4 protein-coding genes are annotated in these 6,552 nt (G+C 58.1%); 3 read left to right on the forward strand and 1 reads right to left on the reverse strand.

Annotated elements, in window-relative coordinates; translation table 11 throughout:
* Window positions 1-23 precede the first annotated feature (23 nt).
* Complete coding sequence (locus VGL70_05850; protein HEY3303043.1) at window positions 24-608, forward strand: four helix bundle suffix domain-containing protein; 585 nt, start codon at window positions 24-26, stop codon at window positions 606-608.
* Window positions 609-645: 37 nt separating this feature from the next.
* On the opposite strand, the gene VGL70_05855 is transcribed toward VGL70_05850, so the two are convergent.
* Window positions 646-2,157 (reverse strand): Rne/Rng family ribonuclease, encoded by a 1,512-nt coding sequence (locus VGL70_05855; GenBank protein HEY3303044.1) that lies wholly within the window; start codon window positions 2,155-2,157, stop codon window positions 646-648.
* A gap of 238 nt (window positions 2,158-2,395) precedes the next feature.
* On the opposite strand from VGL70_05855, the gene VGL70_05860 reads away from it, so the two are divergent.
* Both VGL70_05860 and smc read left to right on the forward strand, forming a co-directional pair.
* Entirely contained in the window at window positions 2,396-2,992 is a 597-nt protein-coding gene (locus tag VGL70_05860; GenBank protein ID HEY3303045.1) for an HNH endonuclease, read from the forward strand.
* A 125-nt stretch (window positions 2,993-3,117) separates the two neighbouring features.
* Window positions 3,118-6,552, forward strand: a 3,435-nt coding sequence (gene smc, locus VGL70_05865) for a chromosome segregation protein SMC (protein ID HEY3303046.1), incomplete at its 3' end; no start/stop codon positions are given.

Genomic DNA, 6,552 nt, shown 5'->3' on the forward strand with positions numbered 1-6,552 from the left:
AAGTACACGAATGAGGTGACGAGATGGCGGATGAAAAGGACAACCCGCAGCCGAATTTAATCCCGCCGCACGGGGGATACCGCGAGCTGAAATCCTATCAGAACTCGGAGATCGTCTATGACGCCACGGTCATATTCTGCGATCGGTTTATCGATCGCCGTTCACGCACGCACGACCAGATGGTTCAAGCCGCGCGTAGCGGCAAGCAGAACATCGCCGAAGGCAGTATGGCATCGGCCACTTCCAAGAAAACCGAACTCAAGCTGGTGAACGTCGCCCGTGCAAGCCTCGAAGAGCTGCTTTTGGATTTTCAGGACTTTTTGCGGCACCGTGGCTTGGCTCTTTGGAACAAAGATCATCCGACGGCTCAGGCGGTAAGAAAGCTCGCTTACGCGGAAAATAGGTCCTATACGACCTACAGGTCCTATATTGAAGAATCTTCCCCTGAGGTCGCGGCGAACACGCTGATCTGCCTTATCAACCAAACCAACTATCTCCTCGACCGACAACTGCGTCAGCTTGAGCGGCAGTTTCTCCACGAGGGCGGATTCACCGAGAAACTTTACCGTGTGCGAAGCCAGGCCAGAAAGAACGAAAGGAAAGTATAGGTCCCGTAAGTCTTATAGGTCCTATACTCGCAAAAAGTCAGATGGTCGAGATCTCGTACTCGTCGTGGCGGAGCTTCTCCGCCGCCTTGATGATGATCTTGTGGTTGATCTCGCGCTCGAGAAAATCGAGGCTGTGGCTCTCCTCGTCGTAGAGGAAGTTGGCGATGTCGGGATGGAGCCGGACGACGATCCGCTTGCCGTCCTGCAGGTTGATTTTTTCCTTCTTGATTGCGCGGAGAATCTCGTACGCCACGGTGACGTTCGATTTCACCCGCCCATGTCCCTTGCAGTACGAGCACGGACTCAAGAGCAAATTCTCCAGACTCTCCCGCGTGCGCTGGCGCGTCATCTCGACGAGCCCCAGCTCGGAGATCTTTAAGATATTCGTCCGGGCCTTGTCTTTTTTGATCGCCTCTTTCAGCGCCTCGTAGACCCGCTTCCGGTTCCCCTCTTTCTCCATGTCGATAAAGTCGATGACGATGATGCCGCCGATATTTCTGAGGCGCAGTTGGTGCACGACCTCCTGCGCCGCTTCGAGATTGGTCTTGAAGATCGTCTCCTCCTGGTTTCTACGGCCCACGAACCGGCCGGTGTTCACGTCGATCGCCGTCAGCGCCTCGGTCCGGCCGATGACGAGATAACCGCCGGAGTGGAGCCAGACCTTGCTCTCCAGCGCCTGGGAGATTTGTTTCTCGACGCCGAAGTGGTCCATGATCGGCTCGGCCTCGGTGTAGAGCGAGACCTTCGACTTGAGCCGCGGCATAAAATGGCTGACGAATTCGAGAATGCGGCGGTACTCCTTCACCTGATCGACGAAGACCTGGTGCGTTTCCGTGGTAAAAAAATCGCGTATCGTGCGCGTCACGAGGTCGAGGTCCTGATGGATCAACGACGGCGCGCCCGCCGACTCGGCCTGCTTCTTGATGCCGCGCCAGAGCTTGGTCAGGAACGCGAGGTCGCGCTGAATCTCTCGCTTGCTCCGCCCCTCGCTCGCGGTCCTCAAGATGAACCCGCCCTCTTCCGTCGTCATCGAGAGAGCGATCTCTTTCAGCCGCTTTCGCTCCTTGTCGTCGTCGATGCGCCGCGAGATGCCGACGTGGCTCACGCTCGGCATGAAAACCAGGTAGCGCCCGGGAAGCGAGACATGCGACGTGATGCGCGCGCCTTTGGTCCCCAATGGGTCCTTGGCGACCTGGACCAAAATTTCCTGTCCGTGCGTGAGCTGCTTTTCGATCGGCAGACGGCGTGAAGGCGCCGGCCGCGGCCGCTCGACGATGATTTCATTTTCACCGCCGCTTATGAGCGAAGCGCCGCCCTCGTAGGAGGTGGAAAAGTCCGAGACGTGGAGAAAAGCCGCCTTGTCCATGCCGATGTCGACGAACGCGGCCTGCATTCCCGGCAGGACGCGGGCGACCTTGCCTTTGTAGATGTTTCCCGCGATGCCTCGTTCCTGTTTTCTCTCGATCAAAAACTCGGCCAGATTGCCGTCTTCGACGATGGCTATGCGGCTCTCCTGAGGCGCCGAGTTGATATAGATATCCTGTTTCACAAGGTCTTGTTTACCTGGGGGACGCGTCCTTAAGAAGGGAGATGAATGGCGGGATCTCTCCTCAACATTGGAGATCCATCAGCGTGATGTATCAATTTTATAGTCCAAACCCGGCGAAATTTCAAGCAAAGAAATGCCGTTCTGTTGACTTTGCGCCCCGAGGCCGATATCTTCAACAAATCTTACCCTGCGTATTAGGACCCCTATGGACCATGCGATTTCGGTGCCTACCTATTCGATCCTAAATACCAAGGTTCTGATTCTCAATCGTTCCTATCTGCCGATCCACGTCACGTCAGTGCGGCGGGCCTTCACGCTTTTGTACCAGGGAATCGCCCGCGCCGTTAACGACCAGTACCAAACTTTCGACTATGAAAGCTGGAGCCACCTCTCGGTTTCGGTCCACGACGAGTCTATCGGCCTGGTGAACCGCGTTATTCGCGTCCCGCGGGTGATTCTGCTGGTCGGTTACGACCGTGTGCCCAAGCGTCAGGTGCGCTTCAGCCGCTATAACATTTACGCCCGCGACAAGCTCACCTGCCAGTACTGCGGCCGAAAGCTGCCGCGTTACGAGCTGAACCTGGACCACGTCATCCCGCGCTCGCGCGGCGGAACTTCCACATGGGAAAACGTGGTCTGCTCGTGCCATGAATGCAATCGCCACAAGGGCGGCAGGACTCCGCAGGAGTCCCACATGGCTTTGCTGCACAAGCCCTATAAACCCAAGTGGACCCCCTTCATGCAGGAGACTTTTAATCTGGCGCGCTATCGTGAGTGGCTCCCATTTTTGAATGCAGTGGATGTCTCGTATTGGAACACCGAACTTCTGGAATAGCTTGGCCTAGCCGACCGACCTTCCCGCGCCTGTACCACCCAATATCTTGTGGGTCTAAAACCCATACTACCCCTTATATTGTAATTTTTCTTGACAGTTACCGGGGCTTGGGATAGGTAGTAGACATGCGTCTCAAAAGCCTTGAAATGGTGGGTTTTAAGTCGTTCGCGCAACGTACGGCCATCCAGTTTCCCCCCGGCATTACCGCCGTCGTCGGCCCCAACGGCTGCGGGAAATCGAATATCGTGGACGCGATGCGCTGGGTTATGGGCGAGCAGAGCGCCCGCCACCTGCGCGGCCACCTGATGGAAGACGTCATCTTCAACGGCAGCGAAAGCCTCTCGCCGACGGGAATGGCGGAAGTCTCCCTGCTATTGGACAACGAGGATGGGAGGGCGCCCGCCGAGTACGCCGGCTTCAGCGAGATCATGATCACGCGGAGACTCTTCCGCTCCGGCGAGTCCGAGTACGAGATCAACAAAGTCCCCTGCCGGCTCAAAGACATTATCGAGCTTTTTCTGGGAACAGGCGTGGGCAGCAAGGCCTACTCGATCGTCGAGCAGGGACGAGTCGATGAGATGGTCAACGCCAAGCCCGAGGAGCGCCGCATGCTCATCGAGGAAGCGGCGGGAACGAGCAAATACAGGGGCCGCAAGCTCATCGCCGAGCGCAAGCTCGAGCGGACGCAGCAGAATCTCTTGCGCGTCAGCGACATCGTGCGCGAGATCGAGCGGCAGATCCGCAGCATGGAGCTGCAAGCCAAAAAAGCCGAGCGCTACCGCGCCGTCAGGCAGGAGCTTAAGGGAAAAGAGCTCGTCTGGGCCAATCTGCAAAGGAGCGGGCTCGAGCGGGAAATCTCCGGCCATGAAGCGGCGTTAAAAAACGTGGAAGATCGCCTGATCGAGCTTTCCGCAGCGCTCGACGCCAAGGAATCCGAGGCGGAGTCGGTGCGCTTGTCGCTTTTGGAGATGGATCGGGCCATTTCGCTCGCGCAGGAGACCGTCTATCAGCGCAAGGTCGAGATCCAGGGAGACGAGCAGAGAATCGAGTTCTTCAAAAAGGATCGCTCGGATCTGGATGAAGATGAAAGGAGAGCCGGCGCGCAATTGGCGGATACTCGACAGAAGCTCCACGCGCTCAGCGCCGAGATCGACGAGCTGCGCAAGGCGCGGGAACATTTCGTTCAGCTTTCCCTTTTCGAGGAGGCCTTCCTCAAGGAAAAAGAGACTGAGCTGGAGACGCTCAAATCCCGCATTCGCGCTCTTCAGTCGGCCGTCGAACAGGAAAAATCCGCTCTCATCGATCTCGCCAACGAGACGGCGCGACTAAAGAATGATCTCTCGGCCAAAGAAAAAGAGCTGAAACAGGTCGAAAGAGAATCAGCGCGTAACCGGAACGAGGATACCACCGCCGCGTCGGCGTTGGAATTGTGGGTGGAAAAGAGGCGGCAAAAAAAGACGGTGCAGAAGGCCGCCGAAGAGCGCGCCGGCAAGGTGGCGCATCAGACGTGGCAGCTCGGCGAGTCCATTCAATCGTGGAACGCAGCGAAAGACGAGCAAGATAGCAAGATCGAGATGCTCAAGGGAAAACTTCAGGAGTCGAGCTCCCGCCTCGCGTCGCTGGAGTCCCTGCAAAAAAACTACGAGGGATATCAGGAAGGCGTCCGCAGCATCATGCTCAAGCGGCAGAGAGAGTCGGCCTTCGACGGGGTCTACGGTCTCGTCGCCGAAGTGATCGAGGCGCCGCAGGCGTACGAAAAGGCGCTGACGGCGGTGCTGGGAGATCGCCTTCAGTACATCATCGTGCGCAGCCACGACGAGGGCATCGAGGCGATCGACTATTTGAAGCGCGAATGCTCCGGCCGCGGCAGCTTCATCACGCGCGAGCTTTCGCGCCGCGAGCACAAAGACTTGCCGATTGGCCAGCCCGAAGTCCTCGCGCCGATGATGGACGTCGTTTCGGTCAAGGACGAGTTCAAGCAGATCGCCGAATACCTGCTCGCCAACGTCGTCATGGTGCGCGATCTCAAATCGGGCCTGACGATCTGGAACCGAAACGGCTTTGCCTGCACTATGGTGACGCCGGAGGGCGAGGTTATCGATCCGATGGGAGTCGTCACCGGCGGCAGTCTCGACGGACTGGAGGGGAGCCTGCTGGCGCAGCGGCGGCAGATGAAGGAGTCGGAAGCGGCCATCGCCGACTTTCAAGCGCAGCTAAACGCCGAGGATAAAGAAGCGGCCGAGCTGAAGGCGCGGATCAGCGCAGCGGAGGCCAGCCGTTCGAGCTTGATCGAAGAGGGCCATCGTCTCGAAGTCAACCGAGTCCGGTTGGAGCACGAGTCTCTCGAAGCCGAACAGGAAGTGAAGCGGCTTGAGGAAACGCGCCAGGCCCTCGCGGAGGAAGAGACACATTTAACCGAGACTTTGACGACGCTTCAGGAAGCGATCGAAGCCTGCCGGCAGGACATCGACCGGCAGAGCAGCGAGAGAGCCCAACGTGAAAAAGCGCTGGAAGAAAACCAGCAGTCGTTCGCCCAAGTGGAAGCAGCGCTCGATCGGCTCGAATCCGAGGCGACCGCATCGCGCATCCGCGGCGCGACCTTGAGCGAAAAGAAAGAGCACGCCCATCTCGATCTGGAGAACCGGTTGAAGCTCCAGGAAGAGTTGGCCCAGCAGATCCAAGCGGGCGAGGCGGACCTGGCCGAGATTCATCGCAAACGCGACCGGTTGGCGGATGACATCCGCACGGCGGAGGGTTCGCTGGAAAAGGAGAAAAACGCCTTGACGGGACTGGAAGCGAATCTCGAAACCGAGCGGAGAAAGTACCGCGAGATCTCCCGCGCTCTGGCCGAGATCGACGAGACGATCAAAGAGCTCCGTCCCACTGGGCAGGCCTCCCAGGAGGAAAAAAACCAGCTGCAAATCGCCCTCTCGGAGAAGCGGCTCGGTCTGCAACATCTGTTGGACGGCATCCGGGAAAAATACGATTTCGATCTGAGGGATACGGCCGAAAAGCCGGCGGGCGGCGATATCTCTGAAGAGGACTTGAAGACCGAAATCGACGAGCTGAAAGTCCGGCTCGAGCGGATGGGAGAAGTGAATCTCGCCGCCATCGGCGAATACGAGGAGCTGAACAGCCGCTACCAGTTCTTGAGCCAGCAGAAGGAAGACCTCGAGAAATCGATCGCCGACCTGCAGCAGACGATCGCCAAGTTGAACCGCGTCTGCCGGCTCCGCTTCAAAGAGAGCTTTGAAGAGATCAACCAGAAGTTCGAGGAGATCTTTCCCCGCCTGTTCCGCGGCGGCAAGGCGCGCCTGGTTTTAACCGACGAGAACGATTACCTGGAGACCGGAGTCGAGATCGTGGCGCAGCCGCCAGGGAAAAAGCTCCAATCCATCACTCTCTTGTCGGGCGGAGAAAAGGCGCTCACGGCGGTGAGCCTTCTATTCGCCATCTTCTTGACCAAGCCGAGCCCGTTCTGCTTCCTCGACGAGGTGGACGCGCCGCTGGACGACGTCAACCTCGACCGCTTCAACCAGATGATCCGGGAGATGAGCAGC

Source organism: Candidatus Binatia bacterium (genome assembly GCA_036504975.1).
Lineage (GTDB): Bacteria > Desulfobacterota > Binatia > UBA9968 > UBA9968 > JAJPJQ01.